The sequence below is a fragment of the Hyunsoonleella sp. 2307UL5-6 genome (assembly GCF_047345485.1).
GTDB lineage: Bacteria > Bacteroidota > Bacteroidia > Flavobacteriales > Flavobacteriaceae > Jejuia.
The window spans coordinates 1-21,283 of sequence record NZ_JBLFEN010000008.1; the positions used below are offsets into that span (position 1 = coordinate 1).

The 21,283-nt window shown below is 31.2% G+C and carries 17 protein-coding genes; 10 read left to right on the plus strand and 7 right to left on the minus strand.

Going from position 1 to position 21,283, the window contains the following annotated elements:
- Positions 1-129 precede the first annotated feature (129 nt).
- The 4 genes from ACKGJY_RS13465 (at position 130) to ACKGJY_RS13480 (ending at position 1,899) form a co-directional block, all read left to right on the plus strand.
- The gene (locus ACKGJY_RS13465) at positions 130-348 is read left to right on the plus strand and encodes a hypothetical protein (RefSeq protein ID WP_413974426.1); all 219 of its coding nucleotides are present in this window, start codon (positions 130-132) and stop codon (positions 346-348) included.
- Between the two features lie 213 nt (positions 349-561).
- A complete protein-coding gene (locus ACKGJY_RS13470; RefSeq protein WP_413974427.1) occupies positions 562-810 on the plus strand; it encodes a type II toxin-antitoxin system ParD family antitoxin in 249 nt (82 codons plus the stop codon).
- Positions 811-949: 139 nt separating this feature from the next.
- Positions 950-1,102 (plus strand): type II toxin-antitoxin system RelE/ParE family toxin, encoded by a 153-nt coding sequence (locus ACKGJY_RS13475; RefSeq protein ID WP_413974550.1) that lies wholly within the window; start codon positions 950-952, stop codon positions 1,100-1,102.
- A 149-nt stretch (positions 1,103-1,251) separates the two neighbouring features.
- Positions 1,252-1,899: a lysostaphin resistance A-like protein gene (locus ACKGJY_RS13480; protein ID WP_413974428.1), complete on the plus strand. Its 648-nt coding sequence runs from the start codon at positions 1,252-1,254 to the stop codon at positions 1,897-1,899.
- 289 nt (positions 1,900-2,188) lie between these two features.
- Here ACKGJY_RS13480 and ACKGJY_RS13485 read toward each other — a convergent pair whose 3' ends face one another.
- The gene (locus ACKGJY_RS13485; protein WP_413974429.1) at positions 2,189-3,568 is read right to left on the minus strand and encodes a hypothetical protein; all 1,380 of its coding nucleotides are present in this window, start codon (positions 3,566-3,568) and stop codon (positions 2,189-2,191) included.
- A 690-nt stretch (positions 3,569-4,258) separates the two neighbouring features.
- Positions 4,259-5,989, minus strand: a complete 1,731-nt coding sequence (locus ACKGJY_RS13490; RefSeq protein WP_413974430.1) for a hypothetical protein — start codon at positions 5,987-5,989, stop codon at positions 4,259-4,261.
- Between the two features lie 160 nt (positions 5,990-6,149).
- Here ACKGJY_RS13490 and ACKGJY_RS13495 point away from each other — a divergent pair, with 160 nt between their 5' ends.
- From ACKGJY_RS13495 to ACKGJY_RS13510, 4 genes are all read left to right on the plus strand, one after another.
- Positions 6,150-6,668 carry an RNA polymerase sigma factor gene (locus ACKGJY_RS13495; protein ID WP_413974431.1) on the plus strand — a complete coding sequence of 173 codons (519 nt, stop codon included), beginning with the start codon at positions 6,150-6,152 and terminating at the stop codon, positions 6,666-6,668.
- Positions 6,669-6,859: 191 nt separating this feature from the next.
- Positions 6,860-7,756: a FecR family protein gene (locus tag ACKGJY_RS13500; protein WP_413974432.1), complete on the plus strand. Its 897-nt coding sequence runs from the start codon at positions 6,860-6,862 to the stop codon at positions 7,754-7,756.
- Positions 7,749-10,097: a TonB-dependent receptor plug domain-containing protein gene (locus ACKGJY_RS13505; RefSeq protein ID WP_413974433.1), complete on the plus strand. Its 2,349-nt coding sequence runs from the start codon at positions 7,749-7,751 to the stop codon at positions 10,095-10,097. The genes ACKGJY_RS13500 and ACKGJY_RS13505 overlap by 8 nt, the downstream gene beginning before the upstream one ends.
- Before the next feature lie 69 nt (positions 10,098-10,166).
- A complete protein-coding gene (locus ACKGJY_RS13510) occupies positions 10,167-11,234 on the plus strand; it encodes an SGNH/GDSL hydrolase family protein (protein ID WP_413974434.1) in 1,068 nt (355 codons plus the stop codon).
- 1 nt (position 11,235) lies between these two features.
- Here the strand turns inward: ACKGJY_RS13510 and argS are convergent, their stop codons facing one another.
- Complete coding sequence (gene argS / locus ACKGJY_RS13515) at positions 11,236-13,020, minus strand: arginine--tRNA ligase (protein WP_413974435.1); 1,785 nt, start codon at positions 13,018-13,020, stop codon at positions 11,236-11,238.
- Between the two features lie 487 nt (positions 13,021-13,507).
- Here argS and ACKGJY_RS13520 point away from each other — a divergent pair, with 487 nt between their 5' ends.
- Positions 13,508-15,574 (plus strand): ATP-binding protein, encoded by a 2,067-nt coding sequence (locus tag ACKGJY_RS13520; RefSeq protein ID WP_413974436.1) that lies wholly within the window; start codon positions 13,508-13,510, stop codon positions 15,572-15,574.
- On the opposite strand, the gene ctlX is transcribed toward ACKGJY_RS13520, so the two are convergent.
- On the minus strand, positions 15,571-16,518 hold the full coding sequence (gene ctlX, locus ACKGJY_RS13525; RefSeq protein ID WP_413974437.1) for a citrulline utilization hydrolase CtlX: 948 nt from the start codon (positions 16,516-16,518) through the stop codon (positions 15,571-15,573). The genes ACKGJY_RS13520 and ctlX overlap by 4 nt on opposite strands.
- 150 nt (positions 16,519-16,668) lie before the next feature.
- On the opposite strand from ctlX, the gene ACKGJY_RS13530 reads away from it, so the two are divergent.
- Complete coding sequence (locus tag ACKGJY_RS13530) at positions 16,669-17,442, plus strand: FkbM family methyltransferase (protein ID WP_413974438.1); 774 nt, start codon at positions 16,669-16,671, stop codon at positions 17,440-17,442.
- A gap of 23 nt (positions 17,443-17,465) precedes the next feature.
- Here ACKGJY_RS13530 and ACKGJY_RS13535 read toward each other — a convergent pair whose 3' ends face one another.
- The 3 genes from ACKGJY_RS13535 to eno form a co-directional block, all read right to left on the minus strand.
- Positions 17,466-18,380, minus strand: coding sequence for a dimethylarginine dimethylaminohydrolase family protein (locus ACKGJY_RS13535; protein ID WP_413974551.1), 915 nt, complete (start codon positions 18,378-18,380; stop codon positions 17,466-17,468).
- Between the two features lie 74 nt (positions 18,381-18,454).
- On the minus strand, positions 18,455-19,741 hold the full coding sequence (locus ACKGJY_RS13540) for a citrate synthase (protein ID WP_413974439.1): 1,287 nt from the start codon (positions 19,739-19,741) through the stop codon (positions 18,455-18,457).
- Between the two features lie 169 nt (positions 19,742-19,910).
- On the minus strand, positions 19,911-21,203 hold the full coding sequence (eno, locus tag ACKGJY_RS13545; RefSeq protein WP_413974440.1) for a phosphopyruvate hydratase: 1,293 nt from the start codon (positions 21,201-21,203) through the stop codon (positions 19,911-19,913).
- Between the last annotated feature and the right edge of the window lie 80 nt (positions 21,204-21,283).

A 21,283-nucleotide genomic window follows, 5' to 3' on the forward strand; every position in this document is an offset into this window, starting at 1 on the left:
ATTGTTTTCTGCCAAATATGGGAATCCGAAACTGGAATTTTTCTCTGAATATATTCCAACTTCATTAACGAAAGAAATTAATACAACAAGAGATTCTTATAGTCAATATTATTATTGGATAAAGACAATTTGTGCGTCCAATTATCTGAATTTGGATATTCCGAAGAGGGTTCAAATAAAGAACGTAGGTCATTATTTATAACATATTCTTCGTTAAAGTTTCAAAAGGAAATTTTAAAAAGAACGAAACTAAAAGAGGAATTAGAGCTTAACAAGGAAAGACAAGAAGAAATTGATGAACGAAACAGGACAAGAAAAGAAGACAGCTTAAGAAAAGAAATATTTTAAAAAACGCACTACAACAATGTATAACCGCAATTACGGCGGATTCGACTACGTCCGAATCCACTCGGAATTGCTAATGTCAGTGCGTAACCGAAAATAATCGCTAATTAACCCGTAACTGACGGTTATACGAGACCGTTAGCTGTAATTTGCGAAAACGAGCAAAATTTGAATTTTTTACCAATTTTGGGTAAATTTGATAAAATTAATAAATAAATGAAAAATACATCAATATCACTCGGAAATTATTTTGATCAATTCGTAAGTAGTCAAGTTTCTGCTGGACGATACAAAAATGTCAGCGAAGTAATTAGGGCTGGACTTCGACTCTTGGAAGATGAAGAAAGTAAGGTTATTGCTTTAAGGGAAGCCATTAAAAAAGGTAAAGAAAGCGGTTTAGTAGAAGACTTTGACCCAGTTCAAAACCTAAAAAATCTAAAAGCCAAACACGGAATTGATGACTAAATATCGATTGACAAGTCTATCGAATCAAGATATAAACGAAATTTGGGAATATACTTTTCATAAATGGTCGATTAAACAAGCGGATAAGTATTATTGACTTATTAATTGAATCCTTTAATCAAATTACGATTGACCCAAACTGGGTAAGAATTACGGAGGAGTAGAACCAAAACTTCGTGGACTCAAAACGGGAAAACATATTGTGTTTTATGAAATTATAGATAAAGATACAATTGAAATTAACAGGATTTTACATCAAAGTATGGACATAAAAAATAAGCTGAAAAAATAAAAATTATACCCAAAATGGCTATAAATAGTTGCTAGTTCTCAGCTACTTTTGAATAATCTTTGCGGATTTTCAGTTTGGTGCATACTTGCAAAGTTCAGTACTAAACCACGCAACTACTCATAGCCGATAGCGTTGGCGTGCATTTGAAAATGAAGACACACAAAGCATTTTTTCATACTTTTTTATTTATTCTTTTTTTAGAATTAATAGGAATGTGGATTCTGTTAATACCAGATGAAATTGAAAATATAGGTCTGATAAAAGCATCACATTTTATCAACTCATTTATTACATTAATTTTATTGGTTCTAATATTCAAATCGTTAAAGCAACCTGATTTATTAAAGTTTAAGAAACCAGAACCTGGTTATTATTTTATTGCTATAATATTAGGGGTTGGATTTGTTTTCTTTCAATCGATTCTGAACATAATATATTATCAGGAAATATCATTTAATTATGACTTTACTCTTGACCATTTGAATTCTCTGAGTGTCATAGCTTCCATTATCTTTGTGCCGATTACTGAGGAACTGTTCTTTCGGAATTATTTGCTTCGCAGACTATTAGAAAAGAATAAACCTATAAAAGCCATAATTATATCATCTTTGTTGTTTGCTTTTATACATATTCCATTTGTCTCATTGTTTTTTGAATTTATGGATTTTAGTTTTCATCATGCTTATATAGCCTTATTTGGCGGATTAATCGCCGGAATTTCATTTTATAAATCCAAATCTATTGTTCCTTCAATAATTTTCCATGTATTTTGGAACTTGACAAGTTATATTTCATAAAAAACGACACGCCGACAAAGTACTGTGTTAAAAAAACAAATAAAATCTCATTAATTTTTCTTCAACATACTTTTATATTCACCATCATAAAACCAACCCAGATTTAGCTATTGCAAGATCTAGCCTCACTATACCTTACAGAATGGACGATGTAAATTAAAACAAGAACCACTGTCTTTAAAGAAATTAAATCAATTTTTTTAAGTTTACTGTACAAAAAATGCCGAACTATTAAAATAGTTCGGCATTTAAACTTAATAATTTATTCTAATTTACTATATATATCTTATTAATTAGTAGGATCACCATATTGTTGACCAATAGCACTTCCAAATGGTTGAGAAACTACAGGACAATTGATTATAGCACCTGCTGCAGTTAATAAACTTGATAAAGTATTTGAAGCTGGATATTGATTTAAATTACCTCTGAATGGTCTTAAAATACCTTCTTCTAACAATTGATTTATTTGATCAAAACTTTTTAAAATTACACGATCTTCTTCAGGAACTCTAAATTCTGTTAAATGTGCATCCCACATTGGTGCATATGATGGGTCTCTTGGATCTATTGGGAATGTATTTGTTGGATCCATTGTTTGTCTGTTACTTAAAGAAGCTGTATTTAATCCTTGGAATAAACCATCTCCAGTATCTCCTCTACCATTTACTGTAGGACTAAAAGGCAACATAGAACCCCCTGGAAAAACTCCGAATGTTGGAAGATTTGCTAATTTTGGAGCAAATACACCAAGCTCGATAGTTGCAGGTCCAGGATCTGAAGTATCTGTTACAATGTGAAAATAATAAGGTCTACCATTATGCCATCCATCAAGTAATTGTAATACTACAGCTGCACCATCTCTATCTATATTTGGATTGTTTTGATTGTCTTCTTGCTCAGAATTTGTTCCGTTTCCATGAGGAATTCTATCATGTAATCCTGTGCTATTAGCTAATGGTTGTGCGTTGATAACTACATCGGTTCCTGGTAATACGACATATGAAGACCAGTTATCATCTGCTACTGCACCAGGAGTTACAGATGCTGGAGGGAATCCAAGTAGTAAACCATCATCAGACAATCCACCAGGTATTAAACTTCTTTTTGGAGAAAAATCTACTGTCCCTTCAAAAACAAGTCGACCATCATCACTCCAAGTAGAATTTTGTTCTCCTCCAGATCCTATTGAATTAGCCATTCTAGGTGCATAAATAACCCCTAATAATCTTGCTAATTCCCTATCAGAAGCCTCTGTGATTACATAGTGAAGCTCTCTTGGTGTTCCATTTACTATTTCCCAACCTTGAAATAATGGAAGTCTTACGGTAGGCCCCTCAGGAGCAATATTTCTATCTACTGTATAATCGACTCCTAATACACTAGGAAAGAATACATTTGCTTCTTCTGGATACGTTACTGCTGGATTATCAGCATCAAATGGAACTCCTCCATCAGTTTGAATACTTGTTAATAGTAAATCTGCTGCATCAATCATCATAACTGTATTACCATCTTCACCGTCTTCACCATCTTCTCCATCTTCACCATCTTGACCATCTATACCATCAATACCGTCTTCACCATCAATACCGTCTTCACCATCACAACTTGTGAAGAATAAACTTAGTGACAATAATGTCACAATCATTAAATTAAACTTTTTCATTTTGGTTTTTTTAAAATTAATATATTTTTGAAATTTTTGTTTTTGTCTTCTCTAGAGTTTTTGGACAATTTTCATAATTATTAGACTAACCGCAATGAATTTACTTACGATTAGAAAAAGTCTCAGATGACAAAAAAAACTTTAATCACTCATAATCAAGTAATTAATAATTATTTTTTAACAAAAACTTAACAAAAAAAATTTTGAATTTTGAAAATTTAGCTATCGGATACAATTGATAAAAACCTAAATTTATAGACTAAAAATTGTTGGACTTATACTATTAAACATTTACAAGAAAAACAGTATAAAGGTTACATAATCTTAAACATTTTGTACAAAAAAATGAAAGGATTGTTATATAGAAATTTATATTATACCATAGAGTATATAAATAAAAAAACTCACTAGAAATAGTGAGGATTTTTGCGATCGTGACAGGATTTGCATCTAATCTCGAAACATAATATCAAATCTAAAACACGAAGTTTACCTATTTAACTATAATACTAGCACTATAAAATTTTATAAATAGAACATTTAAATACCGTATAATAATAAAATTTGTTAAACTAAAAAAGGCTGCCAAATTTAATTTAGCAGCCCTATAAAGGCATCTTAGTTAATTAACCTGAATGAATATTTAAGATGCACTTTTATTAACCAAAAGCAATTTATTTTCTTTTTCACTTATTGTACGTTTTCTAATACTAAGATACGCTCTATCTCTCCATTAGCATTGTAATCTTTTAGCTCTATTCTTTCTCTTGTAATTTCTTTAATTTTCCATCTGTGTCTTAATTCACTAAATGGTTCGTTTTGCGTTCTAAAGTTTAAGGCTAGGTTTAAGCCATCGTATCTGTAACCTCTCCAAGAGCCATTGTAATTATTACCTTGTCCTTCAGCAAATAATTTACCATTTACATCAAAGCCAATAACATATCCTTCATAATTGCTAGTTTCGTCAGCGCCTTGATCGTTATAAGATGCTACTACCCATACGCCATTAACTAAAACCTCTGTTATAAAATTTACGTCGCCGTCGTTTTCTGGACAGTCTCTTTTTAAAATCATTTCGTTATTAGCATTTTTTAATTTAATAGCATCTTCATCTAAAAATGTAATAACCCATTGTAGTTTTAAATCTGGGCGTCCTTCTAAGTTTATTTCTAAACCTATGGCACCGTTTCTTACTAATACCTCGTAAGTACCTTCAACTAACTCGCCATTAATTCTAATTTTAACGATGTTATCTCCAAAGAATTTTAAAGGTGTACCTATATAATCTTTCTCATTATCTGTTTCATTTACATTTAATCGTGTTACTCTCCAAAAACATACTTTTAAGAAATTTTCAACACGTGCTTTTGTAATATCTATAACAACATCACAGTTTCTTTTAAGTATTATTCTATTACCTCCAGTTTCAAAGATTTTAATTTTACCATCTTCAAAATCATACAATAACCATTGTAGTGTAAAATCTGCTAAGTTTTCAAACTCCATATTTAATAGTACGCCTCGTCTTGTTTGTGTTAACGTCCACGCTCCTGTTAATACATCTCCGTTTCTAGAACGTAATGTTACAATATTGTCTTCTTTATAGTTTATAGCATATTGCCCAAACTCTCCCGTATTATCTTGGTTATCTCTTTTAAATTCGTAAACAATCCAAGGGCATCTTTTTAAGTAGTTTTTTAAACGCTCTTTAGAGATATCGTTTTCTTCCTCACAACTATCTTTAGCATTAGTTATTATACGTCTTAGTTGTTCGTTATTCTCAGCAGTAAGTACTGTTCCATCTTTTAGCACCATGTTTACTGGAAAGTTTAGGCTTGCAAATACTTCAGAGTTTTTAACCCGCTTCATAAAACGGTGTAAATCTCTGTTGTTTTCGATAGTTACAACATTTATAACTTCAAAATCTCTATCGAATACTGAAAATGAAATTGGAAACTGAAAATCAACACAACGTATTTCTTTTTCGTCGTCGTCATCATCACCTTTACATTCAGCAATAAATCCTGCTAATTGTTCAGCACTTTCTATAGTAATTTCTTCATGGTCAGATGAAATAATTGTTATAGGAAATAGAATATCTAGGCGATCTAAATCGTCTTCAACCTCATCATACAATCGCTTAATTTTTGCATAATCAGCTTCGGTATCAATTCTAACTTCAATGCCACGAACTTTTACAACAACTGGTAGTTTTACAGAAATACAACTTGTACCGTCTATAATATTATCTTTAGAACCGTCGTTTTTAGATGTTGCACTTATAAAACTTGTAAGCTCTGAATTAGCTACTAATGTTTCAGCCTCGTCTGGAGAAGAAATTTCAACTGTCTCCTCCTGACATGAGGTGAATAATAAAAGGACAAAAAAAGGTATTGCTAATACTATTTTAATAGTTTTCATGGTATATATTTTTGGGTTAAACAAAGTGTTCTTTTCTTATAAAACAGATAAGCTTTAAAAACTCCTACCCTAGTTTGAAAAAAATTTAAATAAAATAATTCATAAATTCCGAAAACAAACTCTTAAAACCCTTATTTTAGTAGCGTTAACCAACAAACCAATGACTAAGCAATTACATGACAATATTTGTGAAGAGCGTATATTTTCGTCTATTTTTAATAAACACTCTAAAAATTTACATGATTTTTTGTATTACAAATTTGGCGACCTATTAAACCCGAAAGATAAAGTACAAGAAGCCTTTGTTAAGTTATGGCAAAACTGTGCTAAAGTTACTCCTGATAAAGCGAAGAGTTTTGTATTTACTACGGCTAATAATTTAATGTTGAATGAAGTAGCACACCAAAAAGTAGTATTAAAACATCAGCAAACTTCTAAACCTAAACTTAGTACTAATGAGAATCCTGAGTTTTTAATGCAGGAATCTGAATATAATGACAAACTACAACGAGCTTTGGCTAATTTAACTGAAGCACAACGGGTTGCGTTTATGATGAACAGAGTTGAAGGGAAACGCTTTAAGGAAATTGCTGAGTTATTAGATATTTCTACCAAAGCGGTAGAGAAACGTATTTACGGAGCTTTAACGAAATTACGGAAGGATATTAAGGAATTATAGAAAAAAACGGAAGACCGATGATAAATAAAAAAAAACAATTCCTACAAATGCGCTAAGACGTAAAGTTTTCACTCCGTGAATCTCTTAAAATCTCTTTGAAACAATTGGAATTTAGTTTTTAAAATTAGAATTTTTTAAAAAGTTAGGTAGGAAAAAATAAAAGTTAACTGTTATATAATTGAATAAAGATTATGAATAGAAAAGAACTCATATCGAAATGGTTAGATAACAACCTAAATACTGAGGAGCTTGAGGCTTTTAAAAAGCTTGAAGACTATGCCGATTTAGTGAAGTTAAACACCAATATGCAACGCTTTAAGGCGGATAATTATGATACTTCAATCGAATTAGAAAACGTATTATCTACCATTAAAGGTGAAAGCACATCAAAAATTCATTGGTTAAAACCATTATTGCGTGTTGCCGCTATTCTTGCTATTTGTTTTAGCGTGTACTACTACACTACAACGCTAGACACTACAATTACTACAGAATTGGCACAAAAAACAACTATAGAATTACCAGATGCATCTACCGTTTCCATCAACGCAAAATCGTTTTTAGCATACAATAAAAACGATTGGAAAAAAGATCGCGAAGTAGAACTTAAAGGTGAAGCCTTTTTTAAAGTGGCTAAAGGATCATCATTTAAAGTAAAAACAACATCAGGAATCGTTACAGTTTATGGTACTCAATTTAATGTAAAACAACGGGAAAATTATTTTGAAGTTATTTGCTACGAAGGACTTGTTGGGGTTACTTACAACTCTAATGAAATAAAATTAAAACCGGGAAACAGTTTTTTAATAATTGATGGGAAACTAATTACTAAAGATAAAGAAAACCGCGCCTCACCGTCGTGGTTAACTAACGAAAGTGATTTTAAAAGCATACCTTTTAAACAAGTTATTGCTGAGTTTGAAAGACAATATAATGTTGAAATCACTCTGGTACATGTAGATGAAACACAGTTATTTACTGGCTCGTTTACGCATAATAATATTGATTTGGCATTAAAATCTATTGCATTACCTTTACAAGTAACCTATAGCAAACAAAACAATACGATTATTTTAAAGCGTGAATAGAAAAGGACAACTTTTTCTTTTAAGTCTCTTATTTTTTTTGAATGGTTTACAAGGTTTCTCGCAAGCCAATCAAAAAACACAACCGCTTATCACTATTCTAAACGTGCTCTCTGATCGGTATAATATTAGCTTTTCGTATGTAGATGTAACTATTGCTGATATTAAAGCAATATTACCTGATGAAGATTTAAAACTTGAAGATGCTATTTATCAACTAGAATTAGATACCAACTTAAAGTTTAGCATTCTTAACAAACGCTTTGTTACTATTGTAAAACTAAAACAAAGCAATGCCATTATTCGAGAGCAGCTTGAAGAAGTTGTTATTAATAACTACTTAACTTCTGGTATCACCAAACTAAACGATGGTTCTCTTGTTTTAAGACCAGAGAAGTTTGGAATTTTACCTGGATTGATTGAACCTGATGTTTTACAAACCATACAAGCACTACCAGGTATTTTTAGTGTTGAAGAATCTGTATCAAATATTAATATTCGGGGTGGTACACACGATCAAAATTTAATATTATGGGATGGTATTAAAATGTATCAATCTGGTCATTTCTTTGGATTAATCTCTGCATTTAATCCTTATACTACAACACAAGTAAATGTATCTAAAAACGGAACACCTGCTAGGTTTGGCGATGGAGTTTCTGGTGTGATAGATATGCAATTATCTGACACTATTGATGGGATATTTAATGCTGGAGCAGGCTTTAATTTAATAAATGCTCATGCGTATGCTAAAATTCCCTTATCGCATAATACAGAAATACAATTATCTACAAGACGCTCTATTACAGATGCAATTGTAACACCAACATACAATCAATATTTTAAACGTGTATTTCAAGATTCTGATTTATCAAATAATGCACAAAGTGATAATATTATTTCACAAAACGAAGACTTTTCATTTTATGATATCACTACTAAATTTCTGTATAACATTAGCAAAAAAGATAAATTACGCCTTCACTTTATGACAATAAACAACGCGTTGAATTACGAAGAGCAATCTAAAATAAACGATAGAAGTGAAGCGCTTAACAGTAACCTATCTCAACAAAACTTTGCTTATGGATTATCTTATACCAGAGATTGGAATTCGGCTTTTTCTACGAAAGCACAATTATACGTTACCAATTATGATTTGGATGCTACAAATTTTGATATTATAAACAACCAACGCTTAATTCAAGAAAATGAAGTGTTTGATGGTTCTGCAAGATTAGATTTAAATTATAAACCAAATCAAAATTTTAAATTTAACTTAGGGTATCAATTTTCAGAAATTGGTATAAGTAATCTAGAGGATGTAAATAATCCTAATTTCAGGAGTTTTGTTCGTGATGTTGCTAGAAGCAATTCAGTATATGCTGAAAGTGCTTTTTTATCAACCAATGCTAAAACGAGACTAAATATAGGTATTCGCGCAAATCACTTAGATATATCTAATAACTTATTATTTGAACCACGACTTAACTTTAGTCAGCGCTTTTTAAATGTATTTCGTGTTGAACTTTTAGGTGAATTTAAAAGTCAAACTGCTTCACAAATTATCGATTTACAAAATGATTTTTTAGGTATTGAAAAACGACGATGGACTTTAGCGAACGACCGTAGTGAAGTAGAAATCCAAAATGGAAAATCATTATTTCCTGTGCCTGTAGTACAAAGTAAACAAGCTTCTGCTGGTATTCATTTTAATAAAAATAAGTTTTTAATTAGTGTTGAAGCTTTTATTAAAAACGTAGATGGAATTACAACTAGAAGCCAAGGTTTTCAGAATCAGTACCAATTTGAATATGCTATCGGGAGCTATGAAATTAAAGGTTTAGATGTGCTTATAAATAAACACTTTGAGGATGTTGTGAGTACTTGGTTGGGGTATTCCTATAGTAATAATGAGTATACATTTCCAACGTTAAACAACGGGCAGTCATTTCCTAATAACGCAGATGTTAGGCATGCGCTTACCTTTGCAAGCACTTATACTTATGGAAATTTTAAACTTGCAGCTGGTTTTAACTGGTTTTCTGGAAGACCTACTACACTGCCAACATTTATACAAAACGAAAATGATACTCGAATAAACTACTCTAATCCTAATGGGTCTCGTTTAGAAGATTATATACGTGCAGATATTTCTGCAACTTATAATCTTAAGGTATCAGAAGGTGTTAAAGCTGTTATTGGCACATCACTATGGAATGTGTTAAACCAACAAAATGTTTTAAACAGGTATTATATTTTAGATGAAGATAACAATGTATCACCTATTGAGAATGTAGCTTTAGGTATTACACCAAACGTTAGCTTTAGAGTAATTTTTTAAACTATTATTAGTGATAACCTATCTATTTTCATAATGAAATATTATTCGATTATCTATATAATTATCTTGATGGTACTAGTTTTATGTTGTAAAAACTCCTCTTTAAAATCAAAAGACACTTTGTTTATCAACTATTCGAACCCTAATATCACCTACGAGGGAAGAATAAATAATATTAACTCAAAAAGTGCTCGACTATATTGGTCTGGAAGTTCAATTTCAATGAATTTTAAAGGCAAATCAATATCAGCACTGTTAAAAGACAGTAAAGGTAAAAGCTACTACAATGTGATTTTAGATAAAGATAGCCTATACGTATTACGACCAAGTAAATTAAAGCAATATCATATTCTGGCTAAAAACTTAGATTCAGGAACTCATCATATTGAATTATTTAAAAGAACAGAATCCCATTATGGGGATACTGATTTTTTTGGTTTTAAAATTAAAGGTAATCCTAAACTACAACCAAAACCAGCTCCTAAAAAAAAGAAAATGGAATTTTATGGCAACTCTATAACAGCTGGTTACGCTGTTGAAGATTTATCTGGTGCGGATGTTCCAGATAGCACATATACTAATAATTACTTGAGCTATTCAGCTATTACAGCACGTCATTTTAACGCTGAATATAATGCAATTTGCAAAAGTGGTATTGGGATTATGGTAAGTTGGGACACCTTAATTATGCCAGAAATGTATAATAGATTAAACCCTAATGATCCTAACAGCCTTTGGGATTTCAAGTTGTATCAACCAGATGTAGTGGTTATTAATTTATTCCAAAACGATTCTTGGTTAATAAACTATTCAAATCATGAAAGCTTTAAAGCTCGTTTTGGAAATAAAGCGCCTTCTAAAACTGAAATAATAGAAGCTTATAAAACATTTGTGTATACTATTAGAGGGCATTACCCCGATGCTCATATAATTTGTATTCTAGGTAATATGGATGTTACTAAAGAAAACTCAAAATGGCCTGAATATGTTAATAGTGCAGTAAATGCTTTGGAAGACTCAAAAATTTACACACATTTTATACCTTACAAGAAAACCGATGGACATCCTTCTATCAAAGAACAGAAAGCCATAGCTAACGAATTAATTAAATTTATAGAAAATACTATTAAGTGGTAGATTACATACGCTCTGGTACATCAATACCAAGTAAACTAAACGCATTTTTAATAGTATTTGCAACTGTAATTGATAATTGCACTCTAAAGATTTTTTCATCTATACTATCGGCACCTAATATAGATACGTTCTGATAAAAAGAATTAAATTCCTTAACCAAATCGTAAGTATAATTTGCTATTAAAGCGGGACTATGATGTTCTGCAGCATTTTGAATTACTTCTGGAAACAGTTGTAGTTGTTTAATTAACTCTCGTTCTTTGTGATGGAGCAAGATACTATTTTTGGTATCTATTTGATCAGATTTTAAATCAGCTTTACGTAAAATTGATTGAATTCTAGCATAAGTATATTGAATAAACGGCCCTGTATTTCCTTGAAAATCGATAGAGTCTTTAGGGTTGAATAAAATTCTTTTTTTAGGATCTACTTTTAAGATATGGTATTTTAGAGCACCTAAACCAATGGTTTTATAAAGTTGTTGTTTTTCAGCTGCAGTATACCCCTCTAATTTACCCAACTCTTCAGAGATTTCTTCAGCTGTTTTAGCCATGTCATCAATTAAATCATCAGCATCAACAACGGTGCCTTCTCTACTTTTCATTTTTCCGCTAGGTAAATCTACCATACCATAACTTAAATGGTATAAATTTTTGGCCCATTCAAAACCTAACTTCTTCAGAATTAAAAACAAAACCTGAAAATGATAATCTTGTTCATTTCCAACAGTATATACCATTCCCCCTACATCAGGATTATCCTTTATGCGTTGTATGGCTGTACCAATATCTTGCGTCATGTAAACAGCGGTACCATCGGCACGTAAAACAATTTTTTTATCTAGGCCTTCATTAGTTAAATCACACCAAACCGAACCATCATCTTCTTTTTGAAACACACCAGTTTTTAAACCTTCAGCAACAAATTCCTTTCCTAGTAAATAGGTGTCACTTTCGTAATATAAAGTATCAAAATCAACTCCTAAATTTTTATAAGTAACATCAAAACCATTATAAACCCAACCATTCATTTTTTTCCATAGCGCAACAGTTTGGGCATCTCCAGCTTCCCAATCGCGTAACATAGCTTGAGCTTCTCTGAGAATAGGGGCCTCTTGCTTTGCTTCGGCTTCATTTTTACCATTGGCTATTAACGCTTGTACCTCTTTTTTGTATTCTTTATCAAACTTAACATAATAATTTCCTGCAAGTTTATCACCTTTTAAGCCTGTAGTTTCAGGGGTTTCATTATTACCAAAACGTTTCCAAGCTAACATACTTTTACATATATGTATGCCTCTATCGTTAATTATTTGAGTTTTATATACCTTTTTACCAGCAGCCTTTAAGATTTCTGAAACACTGTAACCTAAAAGATTATTTCTAACATGCCCCAAATGCAAAGGTTTATTTGTATTTGGTGAGGAGTACTCTACCATTATGGCTTTATCTGTATCATTAAAACTTTTAAACCCATAAGTAGTATTGTCTCTTATAGTATTAAAAAGATTAAGATAGTACGCATCACTTACTTCAACATTTAAAAATCCTTTTACAACATTAAAACCCTTGACTTCGTTAACATTTTTTTCCAGATATTGCCCAATAGATTCTCCTATTTGCACAGGATTTCCTTTGATAACTCGTAGCATTGGAAAAACAACTATTGTAATGTCTCCTGCAAACTCCTTTCTGGTTGATTGAAATTCAACAGAATCTAATTTCAAATTATATAACTCTAAAACTGCCTGTTTTACCTGAGAAGTTAATAACGCTTGAATACTCATTTCTTTCAAATTATAAGTCATCAAAGATAAAATTTTAAATCAAGTATCTCGGTTATTTAATTCTGAAATATTCATTGAGTAGGTTTAAAAAACATACATATTTTTTAATATGAAAAGTAGAATTTAGTTTACTTTGGTTTCATTTTTTTCAAAATTCATATGATAAAAACATTAAAAACTAACGTAAAATCATGTATTATGAAATTGAAAATTAAAACCCAATTAAATTATCAATATTGTAGATTTTCTATGTTTTTTGCAGTTAATCTATTCGTCGATTTTTTAAAAAAAACCCACCTCGCTCTTTATCTAATTTATTGGTAGAAAAACCTATAAATTAGAATATAAAAACCCTTTTTCTAACTTTTGTTTGTCTAAGCTATTATTGATAAAACATTATTAACTAATCTCAAAAGATATCTTGATTTCCCTCAACCAAGCTTCTTTAGAAAAACAATTTTACAAAAAGCTATAACTAAGCATTTATATGAGACGCATAGTTACTCTCATTTTATTATTACACCTATTTTTTGGTTATTCTCAAACCAAAGAGCTGGATAGCTTATCTATAGCCTTAGGTTTTGAAACCAATGATTCATCCAAGGTTGATACTTCTCTTAAAATAATTAATCTTCTTTATAATTCGCAAGATTTTGAACACGCGCTTAGGTATATTAGACTAAGTGATAAATTATCTTCAGATATTAATTACAAAACAGGTATTGCAAAAATTACATATTACAAGGCACTCATTTACGCTGAGAAGAATGATTATATAAATGCCATGGATGGCTACGGTAAGGCTAAAGTATTATTTAACAAACTAAAAGACACACTATACATTGCTAAAGTTAATAATAGTATTGGCCTAATTGAAATGGATAGAGGCAACTTTGATAAAGGATTACAATATTCATTATCAGCCATTAGAGAATTAGAGCGAAGAGGTTTGAGCCATGAATTACGCTCTGCTTATGCTAGTTTGGGTCAGGTGTATTACAAATTAAATGACGTAGACAAAGCTATTGAATATAATATGAAAGCCCTTGACATACAAGAGCAAATGAACGACTCTGATGGAATAAGTAATTCTAGCTTACTTTTAGCTAATTTGTATTCTAAATCTAAAGAACACAGAAAATCTATCGAGTACTATGAGAAAGTCTTAAATAGTGATAAAGGAAAAATAGATTCTATTAGAAGTAGCGTTTTACCAAAACTTGGTGGAGAATATTTAGAATTTAAGGATTATAAGTCTGCAGCAAAATATTTGATAAGAGGCTTAAAACTAAACCGTCGTAATAACAATAAAACTAATTTAGCAAGTACACTAAATAATCTAGGAAAACTCAATCTAAATGAAGGTAGGTTGCGTTTAGCAGAAAAACAATTATTTGAAGCGGGAGTTTTAGCTAAAAAAATTAATAATACAGATGAACTTTTAAATTATTACAGTTTAATGAAAGCGCTAGATTCTACCAATAAGCGTTTTGATAGAGCGTTTATGTGGCAAAGCCGCTATTATAGTTTGAAAGACAGCTTAAATAAAACAAATAATAAGCCTTCTCCAAAAAAATTTGAGACTTCCCTTAAGGACTTGAGTTTAAACTTTGATGAAAAATTTGTTAAAGCAGAAACAACACCTAAAGTAAATTTAAGAATAGAAGAAGACGATAAGCTTAAAAAATTTAAGCTGTTTTTCTATATTCTCTTAGGTATACTTGCAATAGTTTGTTTGTTTTTAGTTTTAATTTACCTAAAACGAAACAATAGTTTAAAATACACGCAAGAGCTAGAAGAGAAAAACCTTAAAATACAGTTAAAAAACGAAGCCTTTGCAGAACAGACAAAACATTTAGAAAACATAAATAATGTAAAAGACAAATTATTTTCCATTGTTTCTCATGATCTAAAAGATTCTTTATCATCAATAAATGGTTTTATCGATTTATTAAGAGATGGCTCTTTATCAAGAGAAGAGTTTGACAACCTAATACCTGAACTTAGTGAAAACGCAAATAATGCCTCTTTGCTCTTATTTAATCTATTAAATTGGTCTAAGTCTCAAATGCAATCACTCAAACCCAGTCCTAGTTTGTTTGATATTCAAGAAGTTTTTGAAGAAAAAATAAAATTAGTAGAGCAACGTTTAGAAAGCAAAGGCATAGAGTTAGTAGACCATTCATTACGAGATTTTGCTTATGCAGATAGAAGTATGGTTGAAATAGTAATTCAGAATCTTATGGCCAACGCCCTAAAGTTTTCTCGTAAGGGAGATAAAATAACCGTTTCTAACCACATTAGTAGTGGAAGTTGCATTATAAGTGTTGCAGATACGGGTATTGGTATACCAAAACAAAATATTGACAAATTATTTAAAAGCAATACCTATTCTACAATAGGCACTAATAATGAAAAAGGTACAGGGTTAGGACTTTCTATTTGTAAAGAGTTAGTTGAGCTTAATGGAGGTAAAATTTGGGTTGAAAGCACAGTAGGAGTAGGTAGCACATTCTACGTTCAACTACCAAAATCTAAACCAAATAAAGACTAGGTATCGCTATCCACTTTTGGTAAAAAAACTTCTGCCATCATACAACGCGCACTGCCACCACCACAAGTTTCAATAGTTTCCAATGAGGTTGACAAAATTTTACAATAGTTTTCAATTTTTTTTATTTGAAATTTAGTTAAAGCCATTAAAGCAGCTTTACTCATAATTATATAGGATTGGTTATTATCTCCTTTTACCTGTAACATATTACCTGCAAATTTTCCTACCTGAGCTTCAGTAATATCAATAATTTCTTTACCGTCTTCTTTTAGATGCTTTACAACATTTTTACGTTCTTTTTTATCCTCAATACTGCTTAAACAAATTACAGCAAAATGATCTGCAATACACATCATAACATTAGTATGATAAATGGGTTTTCGTTCTCCATTTACCGTTTGGTAAGCAACAAAAACTACAGGAGTAAACTCAAAATCTTCACAAAATTCAATAAATAAATCTTCGTCCGCTCTAGGAGAAAGTGCACAGTATGCTTTTCTATTTTTACGATCTAAGATTATACTACCCGTACCTTCTAAAAATACACCTTCTTCCTCAGCACTAGTGTAATCTATTATATTATTGATAATAAATCCCTTACTTTCAAGCACTTCTAAAATATCTTCTCTTCGCTCTAAACGTCTGTTTTCTGCAAACATTGGATACAGACCAATATCCCCATTTTCATGAAAAGACACCCAATTATTAGGAAAAATAGAATCTGGTGTATTTGTTTCTTTTAAATCATCTACAACTATAACATCTACACCTATATTTTGCAGCTTAGATACAAAGGCATCAAATTCTTTTTGTGCTTTAATATTTATAGTTTCTGGTAATATACCCTTTATAGATTCTTGATAGTAGTTATTTATTGCTGTTTGCTCATTCATCCTAAAATTAACTGGACGTACCATTAATATAGTTTTAGTCGTTTGTTGCATATAAATATCTTTTATTTACAAAAATATACTTATTTAGAGGATAAGTATTTTTATTTGAAATTTTTATCAGAAGTATTTTAAAAACGGTAAATTGGGTTTTTTGCTGTTTCTAATAAACACTGGGTTATTTGCATTTATTTCAATCGAAAAATGAAAAAAAAATTAAGAAAAATATTAAATAGCTTTAATTACGACTTAATTAAACTATCTAATTTGAGAAAGTTATTCGCCGACCAAAAAATGGCAAAAGAATATGAGTTTATTTTAAGCTATCCAGCTACAATAGGAGCTAATTACTTAAAATATAAGGGTTATTCTAAATCTCAAATTAAGCAAGATTTATTTGTTTTGTGCGAATTAGATTTTAAAAAAAATGGTTTTTTTATTGAGTTTGGCGCAACCGATGGTATTTCTATGAGTAACACCTTTCTATTAGAAAAAGATTTTAATTGGAAGGGTATACTTGCTGAACCAGGTAGGTGTTGGCATAGTGCTTTAAAGGAAAACAGGGATACATTTATTGAGACAAATTGCGTTTGGCATAAAACAGGTGAAGAATTACAATTTCAAGAAGCACAAAGCTCAACCCTTTCAACCGTAGTTGGTTTTGGTAAAACAGATTCTCATTCTCAAGATAGAGATACCAAAAAGGTGTATTCAGTAACTACCATTTCATTAAATGATTTATTATTAAAATATAAAGCACCAAAAATAATCGACTATTTATCAATTGATACAGAAGGAAGTGAATATATTATATTGAACAATTTAAATTTTGATGATTATAAATTTAGAGTAATTACAGTAGAACATAATTACACGAGTTTACGAGAAAAGATTTTTAAATTATTATCATCCAAAGGGTATAGTAGAGTACATACTACACATTCATTATTTGATGATTGGTATATATATAAACACTAGATGCTCTCGCAAAACTAATTCATCTATTCTCTATACAAGGGCAAAGTAGTGCATCTTAGTAACCCTTCTTGTTTACCTATTTCAGCATATGGTACTTCTTCAACTATAAAACCTTGTTTTCTCAACCACCTATTTAGGCGCGTAAATTTTTTTTCTGAAATAATAACTTCTTCTGAAATTGAAAATACATTACTACACATTTGATACATTTCATCTTTTGTAATTTCAAAAATATTTTCTTTGCCAAAGAAATTAACTAACCATTCATATTCACTTTCAATCAAAAAACCGTTTTTATGCAGTATAGCTTTACCTTTTCCTAACGGATTGAAACAACAATCTAGATGCAATGCATTTTCTTTTGGATTAGTATTAGACTTTCTAAGTTCGAAAGCCTTTATCTTTTTTTTTGGAAAAATATCTCCTATTACATTAATTGCTTGAATATTTGTTCGAGCTGTAATTAAATCGGGATAATCGTCTCCTGAATATACCCCCATGAAAACATAATGATTCCAAGGCATAACATCTCCGCCTTCTACATGACACTCTTCTGGAAGTATGATCCGTTTATCCGTATCTACCTTATTCCATATATAATCTATGGCATGTACTTCCTTTTCTCTATGCGGTAAAATATTTGCTTCTATCATGATATCATCAATTACAAAAGCGATATCACGTGAAAATATTTGATTACAATCCTTTATAAGCTCTGGTCTATAAACTTCAACATCATACTTTTTAAAAACATTTAAAACAGACTTCATTTCATTTATCATATCCTTTTCTGTTGGATATGTTCCCGCTTTTATGTGTTCGATACTTTTAGGATCATAACAATCTTCTATTCTAGGAATAGGCCCGTTACTTTCTGCTGTGCCAAGAACAACTTTTCTTAATCTTGAAATCTCATTCTGTATATTTAGTTTTAGCATATTGTAAATATAAAAAAGCTTCATAACAACTAAGTTATGAAGCTTTAAAATATATTAATATAGAATGTAATATCTTATCTTTTGTCTACAACAACAAACGGACGCTCTGTTGCACCAATATAAACTTGTCTTGGCCTACCAATAGGTTCTTTACGTAAACGCATTTCTCTCCATTGCGCTATCCAACCTGGTAATCGCCCTATAGCAAACATTACTGTAAACATTTCGGTTGGTATACCCATTGCTCTGTAAATAATACCAGAATAAAAATCTACATTTGGATATAATTTTCTATCAACGAAATACTGGTCTTCTAAAGCTTCTTTTTCTAAACCTTTCGCTATATCTAAAATTGGATCTTCAATTCCTAAATCGTGTAATACCTGATCTGCTGCTTTTTTGATAATTTTAGCTCTAGGATCGAAATTTTTGTAAACACGGTGTCCAAAGCCCATTAATCTAAAAGGATCACTTTTATCTTTAGCTTTTGCCATATATTTTTTGGTATCACCGCCATCTGCTTGAATAGCTTCAAGCATTTCTAAAACCGCTTGATTAGCCCCACCATGAAGTGGTCCCCATAATGCAGAGATTCCAGCAGAAATTGAAGCAAACAAACCAGCATGTGATGAGCCTACAATTCTTACCGTAGAGGTAGAACAGTTTTGCTCATGATCTGCATGTAAAATTAAGAGTTTATCCAAAGCGTCAACTAAAACCGGATTTTGCACATAACAACTATTAGGTCTAGAAAACATCATTTTTAAAATATTTTCTACGTAACCTAAAGTATTATCACCGTAATCTAAGGGTTGCCCTTGTTTTTTACGCATAGTCCATGCTACAAGCACTGGCATTTTACCTAATAATCTTACAACAGACTTATACATTTCTTCTTCAGAATCTACATCAACAGAATCAGGGTTAAATGCTGTTAATGCACTTGTTAGAGAAGAAATAACACCCATTGGATGCGCTGATTTAGGAAATGCATCTAATATCTTCTTAACATCCTCATCTACTGCGGACTCTGCTTTAATATCGTCATGAAACTTATCATTCTGTGCTTTGGTAGGTAACTCTCCAAAGATTAGTAGATAAGCAACTTCTAAAAAATCAACTTTATTTGCTAATTCTGCGATATCATAACCTCTATATCTTAAGATACCTTTTTCACCGTCTAAAAAAGTAATTGCACTTTCACACGATCCAGTATTTTTATAACCTGGATCAATAGTAATTATACCATTAGTTACAGTTCTTAATTTTGAAATATTAATTGCTAGCTCATTCTCGGTTCCCTTTTCTATTGGAAACTCATGTTTCTCTCCATTAATCTCTAGAATAGCGGTATCAGACATATGTTTTGTGTTTATTTTTTTAGGATTGCTAATTTACAAAATATCCCTCGATTTAAGAAGTCTGTACGATAAGGTTTTGTTAATTTATAGATTGATAAAATGAAAGCTAAAAAAAGGCGATTAATATAAAATTAATCGCCTTTTACTCAAAATCTTTTGATTTGTATTATTATTTAATCTTAAAAGCATTTTCTCCAGGAAAATAAGCTACAGAACCAAGCTCTTCCTCTATACGAAGTAATTGGTTGTACTTAGCCATACGATCACTACGCGAAGCAGATCCTGTCTTTATTTGTCCTGTGTTTAAAGCCACTGCTAAATCTGCGATAGTATTATCTTCAGTTTCACCAGAACGGTGTGACATTACAGAAGTATACCCAGCATTATGTGCCATATTTACAGCAGCAATAGTTTCTGTTAACGACCCTATTTGGTTTACTTTTATCAAAATTGAATTGGCAATACCTTCGTTAATACCTCTTGATAAACGCTCTACATTTGTTACAAATAAATCATCTCCAACTAATTGTACTTTATCTCCAATTAACTCAGTTAAATAAGCCCAACCTTCCCAATCGTTCTCATCCATCCCGTCTTCAATTGAAATAATTGGATATTTAGAAGCTAACTCCGCTAAGTATTCTGCTTGTTCTTTGCTAGTTCTTATAACTCCGGAATCACCTTCAAACTTTTTGTAATCGTATTTACCATCAACAAAAAATTCTGCTGAAGCACAATCTAAAGCAATTTTAATTTCATCACCAAATTTATATCCTGCATTGCTTACTGCTTTTGCAATGGTATCTAAAGCATCTTCTGTTCCTCCAGCAAGATTTGGTGCAAAACCACCCTCATCTCCTACAGATGTACTTAAATCTCTGTCATGCAACACCTTTTTTAAATGGTGAAAAATTTCAGTTCCCATTTGCATAGCATGGGTGAAATTTTTAGCTTTCACTGGCATAATCATAAACTCTTGAAATGCAATTGGCGCATCACTATGAGAACCACCATTGATAATATTCATCATTGGTAATGGTAACGTATTTGCCGAAACACCACCAACGTAACGATACAATGGCATATTCAACTCATTAGCTGCGGCCTTAGCTGCGGCTAATGAAACTCCTAAAATGGCATTAGCCCCTAATTTGGATTTATTTGGTGTACCATCTAAATCAATCATCATTTGATCGATAAAGTTTTGTTCAAATACTGAAATACCTACTAATTCTTCGGCTATAGTTGTGTTAACATTTTCTACTGCTTTTAAAACACCTTTACCCATGTAAGTATCTCCACCATCACGTAGCTCTACTGCTTCATGCTCTCCTGTTGATGCTCCTGATGGTACAGCAGCCCTACCTAATACTCCATTTTCTGTAACTACATCTACTTCTACGGTTGGATTACCTCTTGAATCTAGAATTTGTCTTGCGTGTACGCTAACTATTATACTCATAATTGGTTTGTTTTTAATCTTTTATTACTTCAAATTTACGTCTAAATATTCTTTAATTATCTGGCTTTTGTCATAAAATC

What these genes read in the sequence shown, in the direction of transcription:
- ACKGJY_RS13470 (WP_413974427.1), top strand. Translation starts at nt 562, where the DNA reads ATGAAAAATACATCAATATCACTCGGAAATTATTTTGATCAATTCGTA.
- ACKGJY_RS13480 (WP_413974428.1), top strand. Translation starts at nt 1,252, where the DNA reads ATGAAGACACACAAAGCATTTTTTCATACTTTTTTATTTATTCTTTTT.
- ACKGJY_RS13485 (WP_413974429.1), bottom strand. Translation starts at nt 3,568, where the DNA reads ATGAAAAAGTTTAATTTAATGATTGTGACATTATTGTCACTAAGTTTA.
- ACKGJY_RS13490 (WP_413974430.1), bottom strand. Translation starts at nt 5,989, where the DNA reads ATGAAAACTATTAAAATAGTATTAGCAATACCTTTTTTTGTCCTTTTA.
- ACKGJY_RS13495 (WP_413974431.1), top strand. Translation starts at nt 6,150, where the DNA reads ATGACTAAGCAATTACATGACAATATTTGTGAAGAGCGTATATTTTCG.
- ACKGJY_RS13500 (WP_413974432.1), top strand. Translation starts at nt 6,860, where the DNA reads ATGAATAGAAAAGAACTCATATCGAAATGGTTAGATAACAACCTAAAT.
- ACKGJY_RS13510 (WP_413974434.1), top strand. Translation starts at nt 10,167, where the DNA reads ATGGTACTAGTTTTATGTTGTAAAAACTCCTCTTTAAAATCAAAAGAC.
- argS (WP_413974435.1), bottom strand. Translation starts at nt 13,020, where the DNA reads ATGAGTATTCAAGCGTTATTAACTTCTCAGGTAAAACAGGCAGTTTTA.
- ACKGJY_RS13520 (WP_413974436.1), top strand. Translation starts at nt 13,508, where the DNA reads ATGAGACGCATAGTTACTCTCATTTTATTATTACACCTATTTTTTGGT.
- ctlX (WP_413974437.1), bottom strand. Translation starts at nt 16,518, where the DNA reads ATGCAACAAACGACTAAAACTATATTAATGGTACGTCCAGTTAATTTT.
- ACKGJY_RS13530 (WP_413974438.1), top strand. Translation starts at nt 16,669, where the DNA reads ATGAAAAAAAAATTAAGAAAAATATTAAATAGCTTTAATTACGACTTA.
- ACKGJY_RS13535 (WP_413974551.1), bottom strand. Translation starts at nt 18,380, where the DNA reads ATGCTAAAACTAAATATACAGAATGAGATTTCAAGATTAAGAAAAGTT.
- ACKGJY_RS13540 (WP_413974439.1), bottom strand. Translation starts at nt 19,741, where the DNA reads ATGTCTGATACCGCTATTCTAGAGATTAATGGAGAGAAACATGAGTTT.
- eno (WP_413974440.1), bottom strand. Translation starts at nt 21,203, where the DNA reads ATGAGTATAATAGTTAGCGTACACGCAAGACAAATTCTAGATTCAAGA.